The following is a 20,699-nucleotide window of genomic DNA, read 5'->3' on the forward strand; positions in this document are numbered from 1 at the left end:
AATGGCAAACATCACTCTTCTGGATGGCTCAATCGGGCAGGAACTGGTCAAGCGCAGCGGTGACCGGCCAACGCCTTTGTGGTCGACCCGGGTGATGATCGACCGCCCCGAATTGGTCGGAGACGTCCATGCCGAATACTTCCGCCGCGGCGCGTCGGTCGCCACCACGAATACCTATGCCGTGCATCGGTCCCGGCTGGTGCGGGAAGGGATCGAGGCGCAGCTTGCTGACCTGATCAACGCTGCGGTTACGCAGGCCCAACGGGGGCGCGGTTCAAACGGAGGGCGTATTGCCGGGGCGTTGGGGCCGCTTTTGGCCTCGTACCGGCCCGACCTGAAACCCGACGTGGATGAAGCGGCCGAGAAATTCGCTGAATTGGCGCGGATGATGGCGGAGCGTGTGGACTTTTTCCTGATCGAAACCGTGTCTTCGGTTCAGGAGGCCGAAGGCGCCCTGCGGGGTACAGCGGAAGGCGGCAAGCCCGTCTGGCTGGCGCTGACGGTGATGGATGACGACGGCACGCGCCTGCGCTCGGGCGAGCCGCTGTCCGAAATCGCTCCTGTGGTAGATCGTTTCGCGCCCGAGGCCGTGCTGATCAACTGCTCGCGCCCCGAGGCTATTCCCAACGCCTTGGACATCATAGCCGAATTCGGCCGGCCCTATGGGGCCTATGCGAACGGGTTCACCGGCATCACCCAGAAGTTTCTGGAAGACGCGCCCACCGTAGATGCGCTGGAACAGCGTCAGGATTTGGGACCCGAGGCCTATGCCGATCACGCGATGGCATGGGTTGCGCAAGGCGCGACCATTTTGGGCGGCTGCTGCGAGGTTGGTCCGGATCACATCGAAACCCTGGCCAACCGGTTGCGCGCCGCCGGTCACCAGATCATCTGAGGTACACAGGATGCGGAACCCGGCGGACAATTCGGCCCAGCTGCATTTCGATATCCTGGTTGCGCCCGGATATGTGCTGTTGGAACTGGCTTCGCTGGTCGAGGTGCTGCGGCTGGCCAATCGTGTGTGTCCGTCGCCTCCGTTCAGCTATTCTTATCGGTCGCTGAAAGGCGGCCCGATTGCCAGCAGAAGCGATGCGGTAGTGCAAACCGAATCTGTGCCAACCCAACCCAAGGCGGATTACCTGTTCGTAATCGGTAATTCCGACCCCGATCACCCGGATCTGTCCCTGGGGCGCGTGGTGTCGGATTACACATTCCGCGGGGCCAAGGTGTTCCTGCTGGCCGAAGCCGCCAGCCGCTATATCGATGAACAAGGCACCGACGATATGGCAACACATTGGGAAAACGCTTCGTTCCTCCGAGAGCGCAGGGCGCGGTTCGAGGCCAAGCTGTCAATTGCAACGGAACAGGGCGCGGTGGTGACCTGCGCGGGGATGGAGGCGACGACGGATGTGGCGTTGGCAGTGATCGGGCGCCATATCTCGGGCCCGGCCAAGATGACGGTGGCCGACATCATGCTGCATGAAAACATCCGCGACTTTTCCTCGATGCAGCCGTTTTCCGGGGCCAAGCTGACAGCTACGGGCGATGCCAAGCTGGATCAGTGCATCAAGCTGATGCAGGCCAATATCGAAGATCCTTTGCCGATCCATCAGATCGTCGAATCGCTGCACCTGTCGAACCGCTCGTTGGAGCGGAAATTCAAAAACTACTTTGGAACCACGCCGAATGGGTTTTACCGCGAAATGCGGCTGGCCAAGGCCAATAACCTGCTGCTGAACACCACCATGAGCGTCCGCGAAATCGGTCTGGCCTGCGGGTTCCCGAACGGGTTTTCCTCTGTTTACAAGAGCTTTTTCGGCGTTACCCCCTTTGTTGTCCGACGGGAAAAGCGGGCGGCGGCACATCGGTGAAAATTGCCGATACTGTGACGCTTTTGGTGCATTTATTGTCGATCTTCCGTGTCATTTTGCCCCAAACCTGACACAGCGGAGATTTCAGGATGGTTGATCTTCCCAGCAAGGCCCGAGTGGTCATCATCGGCGGCGGCGTTATCGGATGCTCAGTCGCGTATCACCTGACCAAGAAGGGCTGGAGCGACGTAGTGCTTTTGGAGCGCAAGCAACTGACCAGCGGCACCACATGGCACGCGGCCGGTCTGATCGGGCAGCTGCGCGCGTCTTCCAACATGACCAAACTGGCGCGCTATTCCGCAGAGCTTTATCTGGGCCTCGAGGAAGAAACCGGTGTCGCCACCGGCCTGCGTCAGGTCGGCTCTGTTTCGGTCGCCCTGACCGGTGAGCGGTTGGAGGAGCTGTACCGAAATGCGGCAATGGCCCGTGCGTTTGGCGTGCCGGTCGAAGAGCTTTCACCGACGGAAGTCAAAGAGCGATATGCGCATATCAACCTCGACGGCGTGGCAGGTGGCGTTTGGTTGCCAACGGATGGTCAGGCGGATCCAGCCAACATTGCCTTGGCGCTGGCCAAGGGCGCGCGTCAACGCGGCGGGGTGATCAAGGAACGGGTGAAGGTGACCGGGATTTCCCGGCACGGACGCCGTGTGACAGGTGTCGACTGGACCAGTGATGACGGGCAATCCCAAGGGCATATCGCCTGCGACATGGTAGTAAACTGTGCGGGAATGTGGGGGCACGAGGTCGGCAAGATGGCCGGCGTGAATGTGCCGCTGCACGCCTGTGAACATTTCTACATCGTTTCTGAACCTATTGAAGGCTTGAGCCAGATGCCGGTTCTGCGGGTGCCGGATGAATGCGCCTACTACAAGGAAGATGCAGGCAAAATGATGCTGGGCGCATTTGAGCCCAATGCCAAGCCGTGGGCCATGAACGGGATTCCAGACAGTTTTGAGTTCGACCAACTGCCCGAGGATTTCGACCATTTCGAACCGATCCTCGAAGCGGCCTGCAACCGGATGCCGATGCTGGCTGAGGCGGGTATTCACACCTTCTTCAACGGCCCGGAATCCTTTACCCCCGACGACGCCTATCACCTGGGGTTGGCGCCCGAGACGGACAATGTCTGGGTCGCGGCTGGGTTCAACTCGATCGGTATCCAATCCGCCGGTGGCGCGGGCATGGCCTTGGCCGAATGGATGGATAGTGGTGAGAAACCCTTTGATCTGGGTGACGTGGATATCGGTCGGATGCAGCCGTTTCAGGGCAACAAGAAATACCTGTTCGAGCGCTCGAAAGAGACGCTGGGTCTGCTCTATGCCGATCACTTCCCCTATCGGCAAAAGGCGACCGCGCGCGGGGTGCGTCGCACGCCGTTCCATCATCACCTGCTGGAGCAGGGCGCCGTCATGGGCGAAATCGCCGGTTGGGAGCGCGCCAACTGGTTCGCCAATGAAGGGCAGGAGCGTGAATACCAGTATAGCTGGAAGCGCCAGAACTGGTTCGAGAATTCGGCGGCTGAACACCGCGCGATCCGCGAAAACGTCGGCATGTATGACATGTCGTCCTTCGGAAAGATCCGCGTGGAAGGGCCGGATGCCGAGAAGTTCATGAACTACATTGGCGGCGGCGACTATTCAGTGCCCAATGGCAAGATCGTCTATACCCAGTTTCTGAACCGCACCGGCGGGATCGAGGCGGATGTGACCGTCACCCGCCTGACCGAAACCGCCTATCTGGTCGTCACACCGGCGGCGACGCGCCCGGCCGACCAGACCTGGATGATGCGCCACGCGGACAACTTCAACGTGGTCATCACCGACGTGACCGCGGGCGAAGGGGTTCTGGCCGTCATGGGCCCGAATGCACGTGCGCTGCTTGAAAAGGTCTCGCCCAACGATTTCTCGAACGCAGCCAACCCGTTCGGCACCGCGCAAGAGATCGAGCTGGGCATGGGCCTTGCCCGTGCCCACCGCGTGACTTACGTGGGCGAGCTTGGGTGGGAGATTTATGTTTCCTCCGACATGGCTGGCCACGCGTTCGAAACGCTGCACGAGGCGGGACAGGGCATGGGGCTGAAGCTGTGCGGTATGCACATGATGGACAGCTGCCGGATCGAGAAGGGCTTCCGCCATTTTGGTCATGACATCACCTGCGAGGACCACGTGGTGGATGCCGGGTTGGGCTTTGCGGTCAAGGTCGACAAGGGCAGCGATTTCATCGGCCGTGAGGCGGTGATTGCACGCAAGGAAAGCGGTCCCAAGAACCGTCTGGTGCAATTCAAGCTGACCGATGCCGAACCGCTGCTGTTCCACAATGAGCCAATCATTCGGGATGGTGAGTATGTGGGCTATCTGAGCTCGGGCAACTATGGCCACACGCTGGGCGCTGCCATCGGTCTGGGTTACGTGCCGTGCGAGGGCGAAAAGGCGGCGGATGTACTGGCCTCGACCTATGAGATCGACGTCTGCGGCGTAAAGGTCAGGGCCGAGGCATCGTTGAAGCCGATGTACGACCCGAAATCGGAACGCGTTAAAGTATAATCAAATTGTCGGGGCGCTGCGGCGCCCCGGCTCTTTTATTGGGGGTGCCGGTGGTAACCGCGACGTATCAGAATTCCTGATCGCTTGCTTCACAGTTTTCGCGGTTCCCAATCCGGTCTGATTTGCCGTAGAGAGGCTTGATATCAGTCGGAGACCCCCGTGGCAGATACCCCCGCACCCCCGAGCAGAGAAGATACGCCCAAAGGGTTGGCGTTGGCCGTGACAGCTTATGTCCTGTGGGGTTTTCTGCCGCTTTACATGAAGGCGATGTCTCATGTTGGACCAATTGAACTCGTTTCTCACCGCGTCATCTGGTCGGTTCCGGTGGCGGGGCTGCTGCTGGTGGCCTTGGGACGTACGCGAGATCTGAAGGTGGCATTGGCGAACCCGAAGATGCTGGGGATGGCTTGCATAACGGCCGCTCTGATTTCGGTGAACTGGGCAATATATGTCTGGGCCATTGCCAATGACCGGGCGCTGGACGCGGCGCTGGGCTATTACATCAATCCGCTGTTCAGCATTGCGCTGGGTGCGGTTCTGCTGCGCGAGCCGTTGACGAAGACGCAACTGGCAGCGGTGGCCATTGCGGCGCTGGGCGTTTTGGTTCTGGTTGTCGAGGCAGGCAGCCTGCCGTGGCCTGCGCTGGGGCTGATGGTCAGCTGGGGGTTCTACGCGTTTTTCAAGCGGTCGCTGCCGATTGGGCCAAATCAGGGGTTTCTCCTTGAGGTTCTGATCCTGCTGATCCCGGCGCTGATGTATGTCACGTGGCTGGGGGTGCAGGGCACGGGACATTTCGGCGTTGGGGCCTCGGACACCATGTTGCTGGCCTGCGCAGGCGTTGTCACCGCGGTGCCGCTGCTGGTTTATGCCAACGGGGCGAAACTGGTGCGGCTGTCGACGATGGGCATTCTGCAATACATCGCGCCGACCATGATCTTTATCACTGCGATCACCGTGTTCGGTGAACAGATCGACCGGGGGCGTATGATCGCGTTTCCGCTGATCTGGACGGCGCTGGTGGTGTACTCGATCCCGATGATCCGGCAGATGCGGGCTCAGACCTGACGCAAGAGGCGGGCGGCCTCGTCGGCCCAGATCGCATAGGTTTTAGGGCTCGGGTGGTAGCCGTCAGGCGCGGCCAGGGCCGGGTCGTTGGGCAAATCCAGTTGCAGATGTCTTGCTTGTGGGAAACTGACCGCGACCTGTTGCAAACCGCGATCCAGCCGTGCGGCCTGACATCCCAGAACCCACGCCAGAGGTTGCGGCAGGGCCGGGAAGAGGTGCATCTGCGGCACAGCCGTAACCACCAGCCGCCGCACGCCCAGAGGGCCGGTCAAAAGCTCCAGCAATCGGGTCTGGTGGTCGACGAACCGTCGGCGTGTCACGCCGCGTGTCACGTCATTCACGCCAAGAGCGGTGACGGCCATATCGAACTGGCAACTCAGGCCGTGCAGCCGGTCAATCGTGTCCTGTGTTGTATGCCCGGTTGTGGCCTCAAGTCGCCATTCGACCGTATAGTGCTTGGCAAGCCGGGCCACGAGGTAGCCTGACAGCGCCTGTGCTTGTGTCCCGGCACCGACCCCGGCAGCAGAGCTGTCGCCCGCGATCAGAAGACGCCGCCGCGGTCCGCGCCCCGCGCGCCCTTCGCGTGGCCCGGTGGGTTCCGGCAGCATCTGGGCGTTGCGGCGCACTGACAGGCCCTGAGCCGCCAGAACCGGCAGCAATGGCACGCGCAGCAGCTGATCGGCGGCAACAGGCATGGTCAGCTGAGCGCGTTCTTGTATTCAAGGAATCGCGGGTCGGTCATGACGCGGGCCATCATCGCCTCGCGCAGGGCGCCGATGGTTTTGTAGGGGCGCATGACGACTTCGAACTCCTGAATCAGCCCGTTATCGTTCAGCGTGATCAGATCGACCCCAACGGCGTCCAGATCGCCGACCTTGCACTGGAATTCCAGCGCCCAGTCCTTGCCCTCACCCATCACGCGGCGATAGCGGAAATCCGAGAACACCTGTCCCACATGACCCAGCACCGCCGCCACGGGTTCGCGTCCGGTCCAGGTGCTGTAATAGGTGGGTGGGGAAAAGCGCACATCCTCGGCCAGCAATTCGTGGATCAGGCTCTCATCGCCCTTGGCGACCACCTCTTGCATGCGTTCGATCGTGGGGTGCATGGGTTCTCCTCTCCGCTTTGGGGGCAGAGTTGCTGAACCGTTCCGTTCAGGCAAGCGCGACGTTGCGGGAGGTCGCGCGCTGCGATAGGCAGGCGCGCATGAGCGAGACCTATGATCCCCCCAAGACCCCTCTGGACGTGCTGCATGAGGACGCGCAGCTGATTGTGGTGAACAAACCTTCGGGGCTGTTGTCGGTGCCGGGGCGGGGCGACCATCTGGCCGATTGCCTGCTGAGCCGGGTGCAGGCGGCGTTTCCGCAGGCATTGCTGGTGCATCGGCTGGACCGGGATACCTCGGGGGTGATGGTCTTTGCCCAGACGCCCCATGCGCAGCGCCATCTGAGTATGCAGTTCGAGAACCGCCAGACCCGCAAGACCTATGTGGCGCGGGTTTGGGGGCAGGTTGAGGATAAGACCGGAACCGTTGATCTCCCACTGATCGTGGATTGGCCCAACAGGCCGCGCCAGATGGTGTGCCACGAGACCGGCAAGCCTGCCGTTACCGACTGGCGTGTCATGAAGTATGAGGGTCGCACGACCCGTCTGCGCCTGTTCCCGAAGACGGGCCGGTCGCATCAGTTGCGGGTGCATATGCTGGCGCTGGGCCACCCGATTCTTGGTGACCCGTTCTATGCCGAAGGCGCGGCGCGGGATTTCCCGCGCCTTATGCTGCACTCCGAGGAACTGCGCCTGAAGAACCCAGACGGTGGGGCGTCGATGAAGTTCCGCACCAAGGCGGATTTCTGAACCTTACGCCGTACTGGTCCACAGCATCTTGAGGTTGCCCAGCGAAAACCGTCTGCGGCGTTTGCGCGGGGCGCAGGGTTGACGGGCGGCCATGATCTCACGTTCGATCTCAAAGCCGCGCAGGGTGTGATCCTGCGCCCAGGGGCCCAGTTTCAGGGTCATCATCACGTGATTTTCGAGGCTTGGCATCGGTGATCTCCTTTTCGTCTGGTACCAAGTCTCGCCCATCACTCCTGACACCACCCTGTCAGGGGGGTGTGCTAGGGTGTCAGCAGATGAACCCGGAGAAACGTATGCGCCGATCCACCCGCCTGTTCGAAATCATCCAGATTCTGCGTGCTGCCGAGGCGCCGGTCACGGCTGAAACGCTGGCTGAAAAGCTGGAAGTGTCCGCGCGCACGGTCTATCGCGATGTCGCCGCCCTGCAGGCGCAGCGTACGCCCATCGAGGGCGAGGCGGGCGTCGGGTACCTGATGCGGCGCGGCTATGACCTGCCGCCTTTGAATTTTGACGCCGAAGAGGTCGAGGCGCTGTGGGTCGGCCTGTCGATGCTGGCGCGCACCGGGGACAGCACGTTGCAACAGGCCGCCGACCGGGTGTGCCGCAAGATCGAGGCGCTGCGCGAGCCCGCCGACTGGCTGCAGGTGGCCCCCTGGGGAGCCCCGATGGACGATCCTGAAAAAGGCTGTGTGCCGGTTGTGAACTATCGCGAGGCGATCCGGAATGAGCGTAAGATCCGCATCACCTATGTGAATGCCGAAGGTGTCCGGACCGACCGGATCGTTCGCCCCGTGGCGCTGATCTATCACATCGAATGCACCCTGTTGGCCGCCTGGTGCGAGCTGCGCAAAGGGTTCCGCCATTTCCGTACCGATCGTATCTGGGCCTGCGACCTGACCGAGGATCATTTTTGCGGGCAGGGCGAATCTCTGCGGGCGCTCTGGCAGGAGCAGAACCAATGGGATGCCTCGGCACGGGCGTCTTAAGTGGCGGGTATTCGCCGATTTCACCGGATTGTTGCTTGAGAACACCTGCGGGCGGCGCGATATACTGCGCCAAACAAAACGCGCCCGGTAAACGGGCGCCGGAGCAGAAGGTGATATCATGACGATTTCCAAATTTGTTTTGTCCGCCGGGCTGGGCTCGGCCATGTTTCTTGGGGCCTGTACGGATCCCGGCACGCTGAACCTGCCGTCCGATCCCAATCAGAACGCCAAACAGGGCGCGCTTTTGGGTGGTCTGGTCGGGGCCGGTGTTGGCGCGATTGCCAATAACTCGAATCCGGGTCTGGGTGCATTGGCCGGGGCCGCGGTGGGGGCCGCCGGTGGCGGTCTGATCGGCAACCAGCTGGACCGTCAGGCGGCCGAACTGCGCCAGCAACTGGCCAATCAGGGCATCACCGTCACCAATGCGGGCGACCGGCTGATCGTCACCGTGCCGAACGATATCTCGTTTGACACCGACAGCGCGACCGTGCGCCCGGCGCTGCGCGCCGATCTGGTGCGGGTGGGGCAGAACCTGACGCGGTACCCCAACTCGAGCGTTCAGGTCATCGGTCATACCGACAGCGATGGCGAGGCGTCCTATAATCAGGTCCTGTCCGAGCGCCGTGCCCGGTCCGTGGCCGATATCCTGCAGGCCAATGGCGTCAGCGGTGCCCGGATCAGTACAATCGGCCTGGGTGAGAACCGCCCCGCCGCCTCGAACCTGACGCCCGAAGGCAAGGCCCGCAACCGCCGGGTCGATATCGAGATCATCCCCAACGGAAGCGTCTAATGCGATAGGGCACCCTCGGGTGCCCTTTTTCGCACATTGACTGCGCGTCAACTGGGCTTTGGTGCGCGCGGGCTTTGGGCTAGCTATTGGGAAACACCATGACGGAGTTTCCCGATGTCCGAACCGATCCTGCTGAGCCTCTCCGGCTCATTGCGTCAAAACGCCACCAACCGCAAACTGCTGCGCGAAGCGGCACGGCTGTTCAACCCTGGCACCCATATCGAGGCCGATCTGAACTTGCCGCTCTATGACGGTGATCTGGAAAATGGCGAGGGCATTCCGCAGGCGGTGCAGACGCTGGCCGATCAGATCGCGCAGGCCCATGCGGTGATCATCTCCACCCCGGAATACAACAAGGGCCCGTCGGGCGTTTTGAAAAACGCGCTGGACTGGGTCAGCCGGACCGAGGGCCGCCCCTGGGCCGACAAACCGGTCGCGGTGATGTCGGCCGCCGCCGGCCGTGCGGGCGGGGAACGGGCGCAGATGGTGTTGCGCAGCTATATGGTGCCGTTCCAACCGCGCATCCTGCAGGGGCCGGAAATCCATCTGGCCGACAGCTCGAACGAGTTCGATGAGCATGGGAAACTGTCCAGCGACCGCTATGAAAGCAGCTTGCGGGTGCTGATGGAGAAATTGCGGGCCGAGGCGGGGTTCTAAGGCTTGTTGACATGGATCTTGCTGCCTAGTCTGCGGCTATGGCAGAAGAAATTCAGACCGACGTGATCGACCCGGCCCGCGCGGCTGCTTTGCAAGCGGCGTTGGGGCAGGAGGCGACGGTAACGGCGGGGGCAGCGTTGCCGCCGTTCTTTCACCAGCTTTATTTCTGGTCGCCGCAGGCTCCGGAACGGCTGGGTCGTGACGGGCATCCTAAGGTGGGGGGCGGCCTGATCCCTGACATGGGCCTGCCCCGCCGCATGTGGGCCGGTGGTCGCCTGCGCTTCCACACGCCTCTGATCGCGGGGGCAGGGGCCGAGCGGCGCTCGGTCTGTGAACTCGCGACTTCGAAATCTGGGCGCACCGGGCCTCTGGGTTTCGTCACCTTGCGCCACGAGGTCTGGCAGAGAGATACCCTTTGCCTGACCGAATGGCAGGATATTGTCTATCGTCAGGACCCATCACCTAACGAGGTCAAACCTGTTCCGCCCATGGCCCGCACTGACGAGACTGATCGGCGCAGCGTCCCTTTCGACAGCACCGTGCTGTTTCGCTATTCGGCGCTGACTTTCAACGGGCACCGTATCCATTACGATCTGGACTACGCCCGCGACGTCGAGGGTTACGCAGGGCTGGTCGTGCACGGCCCGCTGCTGGCGCAGCATCTGATGCTGTTTGCGGAACAGGTAATGGGTCCGCTGACGCAATTCTCGTTCCGGGCGACCGCGCCGCTGATGCATTTTGAAACCGCGACCCTGTGCCGGAACGGGCAAACCCTGTGGGTGCGCGGGCCGGATGGGCGGCAATGCATGGTGGCAGAGGCCGCGCCGTTGTCAGAGTGAGGCCTCGGGTCGGAAGCCGTCAGGAATTGCGTCCCGCCCGTCCAGCACCAAATCAGCCATGACCTCGGCCACTTTCGGGGCCATGCCGAAACCGATCTTGAAGCCACCATTGGCGATGAACTGCCCCTTGTGCAAAGGATGCGCGCCCAGCATCGGGGCGCGGCTTTTGCTGCGGGGGCGGACCCCGGCCCATCGTTCGATCACTTCGGCCCCATGCAGCACCGGCACCGCCCGCGTGGCGCGCTCCAGCACGTCGTCCAGCGCATCATCGGTGCTGGATGGGTCATCATAGTCCCGTTCCGAGGTCGAGCCGATCGCCAGCGTGCCATCTGCGTGAGGCACGATATGGATCGCATCGGCAAACAGTTGCGGAACCTCACCCGCATCAAAGCGCAGCAGTGCGGCCTGCCCCTTGACGCCATTGCCGACAGTTTTGCCAAAGGCCTGGCTCAGCTCCTGCAACCCGGCCAGACCGGTGGCGTGAACGACCTGACCCTGGTCCGGTGCTTCGGCTGCCACGTCCACTCCCATCACCGCCAACGCCGAAACCAGCGCGGCACAGGCGCGGCGGGGGTGCATCCGGGCGCTCAGCGTGTCGTGGATCACGAATCCGGTCGGGCTGGGCGGGCACCATGACCCGAGTGCCCCGGCCTCGACCACCCGCCATTCGGCGCGGCCCTGCCAGAGTTCGGCAGCGGTGACCGCGCGGGCATGGGCAAGCTCCAGCGTGCGGGCGTCCGCGATGGGCTGCAACCGGCCCAGCCGCGCATATCCGGGGGAAACGCCCCCTGTGGCTTCGACCTGCTTCCAGAACGGCTCGGCCATGATCAGGCTGTCGAACTGAAAGGCCTTTTTGGGGTTCCAGTTCTCGGGCACATGCGGGGCCAGCGCACCGACCAGCCCGTTGCTGGAGCCTGAGCCGGGGCCGAAGGGGTCGACAACCTGCACCTTGGCGCCGCGCCGGGCACAGGTCCACGCAATGGAGAGGCCAAAGATGCCCGCACCGCGCACCGTTACATCGACCATTGCCATTCCCCTTTTCCTTGTTCAGTGTCGCGCCGCTTAGCTACAGGATTCCCCGATGGCAGACCAGCGTGCTGAACTGACATGGACCGAGGATCAGATTCCGGTCTCGGACCGTTTCGACGATCCGTATTTCTCGCTGCAAAACGGGCTTGAGGAAACGCGGCACGTTTTTCTGGCGGGCAATGACCTGCCCGCACGGTTTGCGCCGGGGTTCCGCATTGCTGAACTGGGGTTCGGCACTGGTCTGAACATGCTGACCGTGTGGTCCGAGTGGGAGAGGGCGGGCCAGACCACGCCGCTGATCTTCACCAGTTTCGAGGCCTTCCCGATGGTGCCCGAGGACATGGCCCGCGCACTGGCGGCCTTTCCCGAGCTTGCGCCTTGGGCTGACCGTTTTCTGGCCCGGTGGCAGGGCGGGCGTTGTGAGCTGGGCACCCTGCACCTTGAGGTGATCGAGGGCGATGCGCGTCAGACTTTACCCGCATGGCAAGGCGCGGCTGATGCCTGGTTTCTGGACGGGTTCTCTCCGGCCAAGAATCCCGAACTTTGGGGCGTGGACCTGATGCAGCAGGTGGCCGCCCATACGGCGTCTGATGGCACGGTCGCGACCTATACCGCCGCCGGATTTGTGCGGCGCGGGCTGGAGGAGGCGGGTTTTGCCGTCACCCGCACCCCCGGATATGGCCGCAAGCGCCATATGACCCGGGCGATCCGGGAATGACCCAACAGAACAACACCCGCGCCGGTATCGCGCTGATGGTCGCGGCAACGGTTGTGTTTGCCTTGCAGGACGGCATCTCGCGCCATCTGGCGGGCACCTACAACACCTACATGGTCGTGATGATCCGCTATTGGTTCTTCGCCGCCTTTGTCATCGCGCTGGCGGCGCGCGCGCCCGGCGGATTAAGCGCCGCGACCCAGACGAGCCAACTGGGCTTACAGGTGTTCCGAGGAGTACTTCTGGCGACCGAGATTTGCGTCGCCGTCTATGCCTTTACCGTGCTGGGCCTGATCGACAGCATGGCGGTGTTCATCTGTTACCCGTTGCTGGTCGCGGCACTCAGCGGGCCGGTTCTGGGCGAGCAGGTCGGTTGGCGGCGCTGGGTGGCGATTGGCGTGGGCTGCATCGGCGTTCTGATCATTCTGCAACCGGGTGTGGGAGTGTTCAACCCATGGGCCATTATCCCGCTGATTTCGGCGTTTTTGTTCGCGCTCTATGGTCTGCTGACCCGCTATGCCGCCCGCAAGGATACCGCGGCCACCAGTTTCTTCTGGACCGGGGTGGCCGGGGCCGTGGCTATGACGCTGGTGGGGATGTGGTTCTGGGAGCCGATGGCGCGCGCGGATTGGGCGTGGATGGCCTTGCTGTGCGTCAGCGGTGTTCTCGGTCACTGGCTTCTGATCAAATGCTATGAAATGGCCGAGGCCAGCGCGGTGCAGCCCTTTGCCTATTTCCATCTGGTCTGGACGGCCATTATAGGCATTTCCGTCTTTGGTGAGGCGTTGCGGCCCGCAGTTATCCTCGGGGCCGCATTGGTTGTGGCTGCGGGCCTGTTCACCCTATGGCGCGAACGAAGCCAGGGTTGAGCCGACCAATTCCTGCGAGAACGGAACCGGCAGTGCGGGCTGACCCAGGCGGGCGCGATAGACCGGCAGGCTTTCCGCCACCCGCATCACGTAATTGCGGGTCTCGCTGAAGGGAATGGTCTCGATCCAGTCGACCACGTCGATCTCACCGGCGCGGGGGTCGCCGTATCGGCCCATCCATGAAATCGGGCGCCGCGGCCCGGCGTTATAGCCCGCCGCCATCATCACCACGTTGCCGTTGAAATCCGCCGCCAGTCCTGACAGGTAATTCGCCCCAAGCTTGGCGTTGTACTGCCAGTCCGAGGTCAGCTTCAGCGTCTTGTGGCCACTGAGGATACCCAGCTCCTTGGCGACAAGCTTGGCCGTGGCGGGCATCACCTGCATCAACCCGCGCGCGCCTGCTCCGCTGATCACCACCGGGTCGAACTCGCTTTCGCGGCGGGCGATGGCCAGCGTCATCTCTTTCGCCATGGGAAGTCCCATATCGGCGACCGGGTGCACCGGGTAATAGGCGGCGGGCAGCACGACGCCGGTCTTGGCCGCACGTTTGGCAATCATCACCGCCAGATGCGGCTCCTTCAGTTCGATCACCAGATCGCCCAGCTGCGTGGCCTGCACTGGATCCAGCTCTTCGACCAGATGGGTCAGGAACCGTTCCGACAGGTTGTTTTCCCCGGCGCGCAGCAACAGCAGCCCGGCCTCCAAAACGCTGGAGTTGGCGAAATCGGCCTGTCTCCAATGTGGTGCCCGGCGCGGATTGGCCAGTTCGCTGTCAAAGGGGCGCCCGATCCGCTCGGCCGCCAATAGCCCATAAAACGAAGTCTGATAGTCCGCGCCTTCCGCATAGGCGTCATAAGCTTTGTCGGCATCTCCCTGCGCCGCATAGGCCCGGCCCAGCCAATAGCCGCCGCGCCCTTTCGAGATGGGCGATTCCACCGCGCCCGAGAAGTTCTGGAAATGCCGCACCGCCGTGGCGGGGTCATTCAGCTTGCGCAGCGCAAGGAACCCGGCGAGCCATTCCAGATCCGCATAGGCATAGCCCATCTCGGGCGTCATATGGTGGCTGGCAGCGATATTATACGCGCGGCTGACATCGCCATTGCGCATCTCAAGCCGGGCCAGACGACGACGGCCCTCGGCCCATTTGTCCGGTTCACCCAGCGCATCCGGCCCGGTCGAGCGCGCCAGCATCAGATCAATCGCGCTGTCGTCCAGTTCCTTCCGGTCGCGCCAGACAAACCGGTCAAAGGCCAGCCCCGGAGACTCGGCCAGCGATTTTGGAACTGCGGCAACCTTTCCATCTACACCGGGCTGACGCTTTTGCAGGGCAATCCGCGCCTCGGCCAGCTTTCGCTGATCGGTGCTGACCAGCGGCAGCATCTGCGCGGCGCTGACAAGATGCGCATCCCACAGCATCCGGTCCAGCCGGGCGGCGTGATGGGGTTTCAGCAGCTTGCCAAAATTCTCAAGATAGTCCTTTTGCAGCCCGGCCCCCATCGGCATGGTGCGCCAGGCGGTCACGATATCGGCCTCGGCATCCCCCGGACGTCCTTTTGCCCTCAGCGCAACGGCATAGTTCAGCGCGCCTTCCGCAGTTTGCGGCGGGTTGCCGGCATAGAACTTCAAAACCCGGTCGGGATCAGCACCGGTGAAGGCGGGCTCGCTTTTGTGCCGTAACCAGGCCAACCCGGGCCAGTCCGGACGCCGGTCCAGAAACACCAAAACATCGCCCGAGCTGCCAAAACCCTGCCGCAGCCAGTGCCAGACAATGATATCGCGGCTGACAGACCCCCGCTTGCCCGACACGCGCAGGGCCGCATTCCAGTCGCCCTTGCGCATTTCGTTCATCCCGGCGCGCAGGTCGCCGACGGCGTCGGCTTGCGCCTGCCCGATTGAGCCCAGAATCACCGCTATCAAAAGCGCCAGAACGCGTGTCATGCCTTGCATTTCCCAACCAACCAAGGATACAGCCACTCAGGATAAACCTTGCGCCGCCGGGATCAACTCACATCGCGACGATTGTGATGGCCCCAAGCGCAAAAATTGCTAACCGCACACCAAGGAGCGTGCCATGTTCAAAGGCTCGATGCCAGCCCTCGTCACCCCGTTCACAAACGGCGAGTTGGACCTGAAGACGCTCAAACACTTGGTGGAATGGCAGATTCAGGAAGGCTCGACCGGGCTGGTTCCCGTTGGCACCACCGGTGAAAGCCCGACGCTCAGCCATGAAGAGCATGAAACCGTGGTGGAAGAGGTCGTCAAGGCCGCTGCCGGTCGTGTGCCGGTGATCGCGGGTGCGGGTTCGAACAACACGGTCGAAGCGATCCGCTTTGTGCGATTCGCCGAGCGGATCGGTGCGGATGCGGCGCTGGTTGTGACGCCCTACTACAACAAGCCCACGCAAAAGGGCCTGATCGCGCATTTCCGCGCGCTGCACGACTGCGCCGATATTCCGATCGTCATCTACAACATTCCCGGCCGGTCGATCATCGACATGACCCCTGCAACGATGGAAGAGCTGGCCAAGCTGCCGCGGATCGTTGGCGTAAAGGACGCTACAGGTGATCTGGCGCGGGTCAGCCAGCAGCGCGCGTCCTGCGGGCCGGACTTCTGCCAACTGTCGGGCGAGGACGCGACGGCGCTGGGCTTCAACGCACATGGCGGTGTGGGCTGCATCTCGGTCACGGCCAACGTGGCACCGAAACTATGCGCTGAATTCCAGCAGGCCACACTGGCGGGCGATTATGCCAAGGCGCTGGAGTATCAGGACCGTTTGATGCCGCTGCACGAGGCGATCTTTATCGAACCGGGCCTGGTCGGCGCAAAATACGCGCTCAGCAAGCTGGGCCTGTGCAGTGAAGAGGTGCGCTCGCCGCTGACACCGCTGGACGACAGCACCAAAGCCGCCATCGACGCGGCAATGGCCCATGCTGGTCTGATCTGACTTTATAACAATCAAAATGAATGGGCGGCCTCTGATCACAGATGGCCGCCCATTTTTGTTTTAACGTTCAGCTTCACCGCTTGCCGTAATACAGCCCGACCACATGTTCCGCCTGCGCAAAGAACAGCCAGCGCGACACTACAACGCCGGTCAGATGCGACAGCACGGCCAGCAGGGCAAAGATATGCTTGATCGCGACGCCCGAAACCGGGATCAGGATCAGAAGCAAGGGCAGCACAAAGGCCAGACCAAAGGAAATCACCCGCAGCTTCTGCGCATGTTTGCGACCCACCACATGGACGAATTCACGCAGCAGATAATTGGTGCCCGTATGCGGTGGTTCGAAGGCACGGACGGCACCTCGGTCACCCAACCCGGTGGCGGTACCCAAATTGGTGCCAGAGCTGGCAAACGCGCCGTCGCCCTTGGCCCAATAAGCGAGCTGCACCACCCCTGCGAGGACCAGCAGCCACGGGGCCAGGGCCTCGGCACCAGCCAACAGCGCACCCCCGGCCAGACTGAAGGACAGGAACATTGCCGGTGTCAGGTTCATGTTCCAGCGCGGGATGGTCCTGAGCTGCGTGTAGATCATCGAGGTGGTAAACACGGTGGCGAGGCTGAGCAGCGCTCCGATCCAACCTATGACCGTCCAGTGGCTGCCCGCAAACACGGCGCCTAGGGCATACAGCCCCATGATAAGCAGCGCAGCAACCGCGCAGACCCCCTCACGGCTCAACCAGCTGGACCTCCATTGGCTGAACGCTTTCCACGCACGTTCTGGGTGACCCAGGTGGAAGGTCGAGGCCAGCAGCCCGCCCACGGCCAGTGCATAGGCGATGAGGTAAAACACAAAGGCGACGAAACCGGTCACCTCGGGTTGGCCGAGGCCAAGGAAAAACAGCAACCCGAAACCCAGTCCGGAACAGGTGGTGAAGATGATGACAGAAGGGGCTGGGTGCATCAGAGCTTCTCCAGAGTTTTGTCGAGCCAGCCAAGGAAGCCTTTGGGCTCTTCGGCGACCGGGGCCAGCAGCGGGGCCAGAATGTCGATCTGGTCCTCGATCTGGTCCTTGGGCCGTGGCGGCAGGTATTTGTTGACGGGTTTGGTGCCCATTTCTGGCATCAGGTCCATGCCCTCGCGCTCGGCCACCAATTTGCTGACATCGCTGTTCGGATCGCCAAGATCACCAAAATGGCGTGCTCCAGCCGGGCAGGTGCGCACGCATGAGGGCACGCGGTCCACCTCGGGCAAGTTCTCGTTATATATGCGATCGACACAGAGGGTGCATTTCTTCATCACGCCTTCCGCCACATCCAGTTCCCGCGCGCCATAGGGGCAGGACCAGGCGCAGAGGCCGCAGCCGATGCAGTCGCTTTCATTGACCAGCACGATACCATCCTCGACCCGCTTGTAGCTGGCTCCGGTGGGGCAGACGGTGACGCAGGGGGCGTCTTCGCAATGCAGGCAGGATTTCGGGAAGTGGATCAGTTGGGCGTGGCCTTCGGCAGGCGTGACCTCGTAGGAATGCACCCGGTTCAGGAAAGTGCCCGAGGGGTTGCCGCCATAAGCGTCCTGATCCGACAAGGGCGCGCCGTAGTTTTCGGTGTTCCAGCCTTTGCAGGAAATCACGCAGGCGTGGCAGCCGACACAGGTGTCCAGATCGATGACCAGACCCATCTTGCGCTCAGTAGATTGGGGGAGTTGAGTCATTTACCTACCTTCCACGCAAGATCTTTCGGGCCGGTGCCAACGGGTGACTTGATCGGGCCAAACTCGGGCTGGCTTTCTGCATCACCCGGGGCGTTGGTTTTTTCGATTTTCACTTTCAGATCGAACCATGCGGCCTGCCCGGTGATGGGGTCGGAATTGGCCCAACGTTGCCCGTCCCCTTTTGGCGGCAGCAATTCGTGGATCAGGTGGTTGAGCAGGAAGCCCTTGGTCGCCTCGGGCGCGTCCTCTTGCAGCGCCCAGGCGCCTTTGCGCTTGCCGATGGCGTTCCAGGTCCAGACGGTGTTGTCGTTCAGGGCGGCCATTTCCATCACCGGCACGGTGATTTCCCCGTGCGGAGATGTGACCTTGGCCCAGTCGCCGTCCTGCAGCCCGTGTTCGCGCATCAGTTTGGTCGGGACGTAAAGCGGGTTGCGCCCGTGCAACTGGCGCAGCCACGCGTTCTGAGTACCCCAGCTGTGATACATCGCCATAGGGCGCTGGGTCAGGGCATTGACGGTGAAGCCTTCGTTGCCCTGCTGATCGGTTTCGTACCAGATCGGCAGCGGGTCCATCGTGTCCTTGATGCGCTGGCGCAGGTGGTCGGGCGGCTGGCGGTCACCATGCCCTTCGGCGGCAAGTTGGAATCGGCGCATCGGCTCGGAATAAAGCTGGAACAGATAGGGTTGCGGGCTGTCATAAATCCCCATGCCCACGGCCCAGTCCTGATAAGCCGTGTTCCATGGTTTGTAGTAATCCGCACCCTCAGGAATATGCGCGACGTAGAAACCGCCGTTTTCGATATAGCGGTTCAACTGGTCCGGATTGACCTCACCACGCCCTTCCTTGTCGCCGTTTTCACCCCGGAATCCGGCCAGAGGACCGATACCCGGTTTTCGCTGGTGGTTGACGATGTAATCGGCGTAATCCGTCCACTTGGGTGTGCCGTCCTCGTTGGTGAAGCCGGGCAGGCTCATGCGGTTCGCAAGTTCGATCAGCACCGATTGGAAGCCGCGCACATCGCGGTCAGGCTCGACCACCGGCCAGCGGATGGCGTCGGCGGCCGCGTCGGCCTCGCAGATCGGTCGGTCCAATAGCGAGATGCAGTCGTGCCGCTCCAGATATGTCGTGTCGGGCAGGATCAGATCGGCATAGGCCACCATTTCCGAGGAATAAGCGTCGGAATAGATGATGCGCGGGATGGTATATTTGCCGTCCTCATTTCGGGCGGTCAGCATCTCCATCACGCCTTTGCTGTTCATCGACGAGTTCCACGACATATTCGCCATATACATGAACAGCGTGTCGATCTTGTACGGGTCACCTGCGGCGGCGTTCGAGATCACCATATGCATCAGCCCGTGGGCGGACATCGGGTTTTCCCAAGTGAACGCCTTGTCGATGCGCTGGGCGGTGCCGTCCTCGTTCAGCAACAGGTCCTCGGGGCCGCGGGGGAAGCCAAGGTGAGGGCCTTCCAGCGGGCGGCCCGGCCGGCGGTCTCCGTGCGGGGTAGGGTGCGCCTCAATGGGTTTGGGGTAGGGCGGTTTGAAGCGGAAACCGCCGGGGACCTCGACCGTGCCCAGCAGGATTTGCAGCACATGCAGTGCCCGGCAGGTCTGGAAGCCGTTCGCATGGGCGGAAATCCCGCGCATGGCGTGGAAGCTGACCGGGCGGCCTGTCATTTTGCTGTGTGTCTCGCCCCGGAAGTCGGTCCATTCGTGGTCCAGCTCGATCGCTTCGTCAAAGGCCACGCGGGCGATTTCAGCGGCGATGGCGCGGATGCGTTTGGCGGGGATGCCGCAGCGCTCGGCCACGTTTTCGGGGGCGTGTTCGTCGGACAGGTATTTCTCGGCCATCAGGTGGAAGACCGGGCGGTGAGTCACGCCATCCTTGTCATAGGTGGCGGACAAGTCCGGGCGCACGCCGGGTTTGTCGAAGGCGGTTGGTTCGCCCGTCGCACGGTCGATGACCAACGGTTTGCCGTCGGCATCGCGCAGGAACAGGCCCTTCTCCGGGCCTTCAGTAGCATTCACCAGAACCGGCGCGTTGGTGTAGCGGGCAAGGTAGTCGAGGTCGATCTTGCCCGCTTTCATCAGCACATGGATCAGCGACAGGATGAACAGCCCATCGGTGCCCGGCGTGATCCCGACCCAATCGTCAGCCACCGCGTTATAGCCCGAGCGGATCGGATTCACCCCGATCACCCGCGCGCCGCGCGCTTTGATCTTGCCTAGCCCCATCTTGATCGGGTTGCTGTCATGGTCCTCGGCCACGCCGAACAGCATGAACAGTTTGGTATGGTCCCAATCGGGCTGGCCAAACTCCCAGAACGCACCACCCATCGTATAGATGCCGCCCGCCGCCATATTCACCGAGCAGAACCCGCCATGAGCTGCATAGTTAGGTGTGCCAAAATTCTGAGCCCAGAAAGAGGTGAAGCTCTGGCTTTGATCACGGCCGGTGAAGAAGGCCAGTTTCTGCGGGGCGGTCTCGTGCAATTCGTTCAGCCAGCCGACGGCGGTGCTGATCGCCTCATCCCATTCGATCTCGCGGAATTCACCCGAGCCACGCGGCCCAACCCGGCGCAAAGGTTTGCGCAGGCGGGATGGTGCGTTGACCTGCATGATCCCCGCCGAGCCTTTGGCGCACAGAACCCCCTTGTTCACCGGGTGATCGCGGTTGCCCTCGATATAGGCGACCTTGCCGTCCTTCATGTGAACGTTGATGCCGCAGCGACAGGCGCACATGTAACAGGTGGTGCGCCGGACCTCGTCCGAGACTTTGGGGCTGGTGTCGATCTTCGGTTGCTGGATGGTCATCTGGCGTCCTT

20 protein-coding genes are annotated in these 20,699 nt (G+C 62.3%); 12 read left to right on the plus strand and 8 right to left on the minus strand.

The annotated features are described in order from the left end of the window. The first annotated feature begins 1 nt into the window (after position 1). From ACR0NT_RS14595 to rarD, 4 genes are all read left to right on the plus strand, one after another. On the plus strand, positions 2 to 895 hold the full coding sequence (locus tag ACR0NT_RS14595; RefSeq protein ID WP_170673183.1) for a homocysteine S-methyltransferase family protein: 894 nt from the start codon (positions 2 to 4) through the stop codon (positions 893 to 895). Positions 896 to 905: 10 nt separating this feature from the next. Then, positions 906 to 1,871, plus strand: coding sequence for a helix-turn-helix domain-containing protein (locus ACR0NT_RS14600; protein WP_170446998.1), 966 nt, complete (start codon positions 906 to 908; stop codon positions 1,869 to 1,871). Positions 1,872 to 1,960: 89 nt separating this feature from the next. Further along, positions 1,961 to 4,414 carry a GcvT family protein gene (locus ACR0NT_RS14605; RefSeq protein WP_170673186.1) on the plus strand — a complete coding sequence of 818 codons (2,454 nt, stop codon included), beginning with the start codon at positions 1,961 to 1,963 and terminating at the stop codon, positions 4,412 to 4,414. Positions 4,415 to 4,573: 159 nt separating this feature from the next. Beyond that, positions 4,574 to 5,479 (plus strand): EamA family transporter RarD, encoded by a 906-nt coding sequence (gene rarD / locus ACR0NT_RS14610; RefSeq protein ID WP_170446995.1) that lies wholly within the window; start codon positions 4,574 to 4,576, stop codon positions 5,477 to 5,479. Here rarD and ACR0NT_RS14615 read toward each other — a convergent pair. Both ACR0NT_RS14615 and ACR0NT_RS14620 read right to left on the minus strand, forming a co-directional pair. Further along, positions 5,470 to 6,174, minus strand: a complete 705-nt coding sequence (locus ACR0NT_RS14615; protein WP_480443286.1) for an SGNH/GDSL hydrolase family protein — start codon at positions 6,172 to 6,174, stop codon at positions 5,470 to 5,472. The genes rarD and ACR0NT_RS14615 overlap by 10 nt on opposite strands. 2 nt (positions 6,175 to 6,176) lie before the next feature. Further along, entirely contained in the window at positions 6,177 to 6,587 is a 411-nt protein-coding gene (locus ACR0NT_RS14620; protein WP_170673188.1) for a nuclear transport factor 2 family protein, read from the minus strand. Positions 6,588 to 6,685: 98 nt separating this feature from the next. Between ACR0NT_RS14620 and ACR0NT_RS14625 the strand changes: the two genes are divergently transcribed. Continuing rightward, positions 6,686 to 7,333: an RluA family pseudouridine synthase gene (locus tag ACR0NT_RS14625; RefSeq protein ID WP_170673190.1), complete on the plus strand. Its 648-nt coding sequence runs from the start codon at positions 6,686 to 6,688 to the stop codon at positions 7,331 to 7,333. Between the two features lie 3 nt (positions 7,334 to 7,336). Here the strand turns inward: ACR0NT_RS14625 and ACR0NT_RS14630 are convergent, their stop codons facing one another. Continuing rightward, positions 7,337 to 7,522 (minus strand): hypothetical protein, encoded by a 186-nt coding sequence (locus ACR0NT_RS14630; RefSeq protein WP_170446987.1) that lies wholly within the window; start codon positions 7,520 to 7,522, stop codon positions 7,337 to 7,339. Positions 7,523 to 7,626: 104 nt separating this feature from the next. On the opposite strand from ACR0NT_RS14630, the gene ACR0NT_RS14635 reads away from it, so the two are divergent. The 4 genes from ACR0NT_RS14635 to ACR0NT_RS14650 all read left to right on the plus strand — a co-directional run bounded on the left by ACR0NT_RS14635 (position 7,627) and on the right by ACR0NT_RS14650 (position 10,605). Then, the gene (locus ACR0NT_RS14635; protein ID WP_170446985.1) at positions 7,627 to 8,319 is read left to right on the plus strand and encodes a helix-turn-helix transcriptional regulator; all 693 of its coding nucleotides are present in this window, start codon (positions 7,627 to 7,629) and stop codon (positions 8,317 to 8,319) included. Positions 8,320 to 8,437: 118 nt separating this feature from the next. Further along, positions 8,438 to 9,109 carry a YiaD family glycine zipper/OmpA-like lipoprotein gene (locus ACR0NT_RS14640; protein ID WP_170446983.1) on the plus strand — a complete coding sequence of 224 codons (672 nt, stop codon included), beginning with the start codon at positions 8,438 to 8,440 and terminating at the stop codon, positions 9,107 to 9,109. A gap of 114 nt (positions 9,110 to 9,223) precedes the next feature. Then, positions 9,224 to 9,766 (plus strand): NAD(P)H-dependent oxidoreductase, encoded by a 543-nt coding sequence (locus ACR0NT_RS14645; protein WP_170673192.1) that lies wholly within the window; start codon positions 9,224 to 9,226, stop codon positions 9,764 to 9,766. Between the two features lie 38 nt (positions 9,767 to 9,804). After that, positions 9,805 to 10,605, plus strand: coding sequence for an HTD2 family dehydratase (locus tag ACR0NT_RS14650; RefSeq protein WP_170673194.1), 801 nt, complete (start codon positions 9,805 to 9,807; stop codon positions 10,603 to 10,605). Here the strand turns inward: ACR0NT_RS14650 and ACR0NT_RS14655 are convergent. Next, the gene (locus tag ACR0NT_RS14655; protein WP_170446977.1) at positions 10,597 to 11,637 is read right to left on the minus strand and encodes an NAD(P)/FAD-dependent oxidoreductase; all 1,041 of its coding nucleotides are present in this window, start codon (positions 11,635 to 11,637) and stop codon (positions 10,597 to 10,599) included. The genes ACR0NT_RS14650 and ACR0NT_RS14655 overlap by 9 nt on opposite strands. Before the next feature lie 49 nt (positions 11,638 to 11,686). On the opposite strand from ACR0NT_RS14655, the gene mnmC2 reads away from it, so the two are divergent. Then, on the plus strand, positions 11,687 to 12,352 hold the full coding sequence (gene mnmC2 / locus ACR0NT_RS14660) for a tRNA (5-methylaminomethyl-2-thiouridine)(34)-methyltransferase MnmC2 (protein ID WP_170446975.1): 666 nt from the start codon (positions 11,687 to 11,689) through the stop codon (positions 12,350 to 12,352). Continuing rightward, entirely contained in the window at positions 12,349 to 13,218 is an 870-nt protein-coding gene (locus ACR0NT_RS14665; RefSeq protein ID WP_170446972.1) for a DMT family transporter, read from the plus strand. The genes mnmC2 and ACR0NT_RS14665 overlap by 4 nt, the downstream gene beginning before the upstream one ends. Here the strand turns inward: ACR0NT_RS14665 and ACR0NT_RS14670 are convergent. Then, the gene (locus ACR0NT_RS14670; RefSeq protein ID WP_170673197.1) at positions 13,192 to 15,156 is read right to left on the minus strand and encodes a lytic transglycosylase domain-containing protein; all 1,965 of its coding nucleotides are present in this window, start codon (positions 15,154 to 15,156) and stop codon (positions 13,192 to 13,194) included. The genes ACR0NT_RS14665 and ACR0NT_RS14670 overlap by 27 nt on opposite strands. A 133-nt stretch (positions 15,157 to 15,289) precedes the next feature. Here ACR0NT_RS14670 and dapA point away from each other — a divergent pair, with 133 nt between their 5' ends. Next, entirely contained in the window at positions 15,290 to 16,162 is an 873-nt protein-coding gene (gene dapA / locus ACR0NT_RS14675; RefSeq protein ID WP_170673200.1) for a 4-hydroxy-tetrahydrodipicolinate synthase, read from the plus strand. 73 nt (positions 16,163 to 16,235) lie between these two features. On the opposite strand, the gene ACR0NT_RS14680 is transcribed toward dapA, so the two are convergent. From ACR0NT_RS14680 to ACR0NT_RS14690, 3 genes are read right to left on the minus strand one after another with little or no spacing between them, the layout of a single operon-like run. Next, positions 16,236 to 17,123 carry a DmsC/YnfH family molybdoenzyme membrane anchor subunit gene (locus ACR0NT_RS14680; RefSeq protein WP_170673203.1) on the minus strand — a complete coding sequence of 296 codons (888 nt, stop codon included), beginning with the start codon at positions 17,121 to 17,123 and terminating at the stop codon, positions 16,236 to 16,238. Further along, on the minus strand, positions 17,123 to 17,872 hold the full coding sequence (locus ACR0NT_RS14685) for a 4Fe-4S dicluster domain-containing protein (protein ID WP_170673206.1): 750 nt from the start codon (positions 17,870 to 17,872) through the stop codon (positions 17,123 to 17,125). The genes ACR0NT_RS14680 and ACR0NT_RS14685 overlap by 1 nt, the downstream gene beginning before the upstream one ends. Continuing rightward, on the minus strand, positions 17,869 to 20,688 hold the full coding sequence (locus ACR0NT_RS14690; RefSeq protein ID WP_170446962.1) for a molybdopterin oxidoreductase family protein: 2,820 nt from the start codon (positions 20,686 to 20,688) through the stop codon (positions 17,869 to 17,871). Before ACR0NT_RS14690 ends, ACR0NT_RS14685 begins: the two co-directional genes overlap by 4 nt. Between the last annotated feature and the right edge of the window lie 11 nt (positions 20,689 to 20,699).

It is taken from the genome of Ruegeria sp. AB10 (assembly GCF_056542745.1).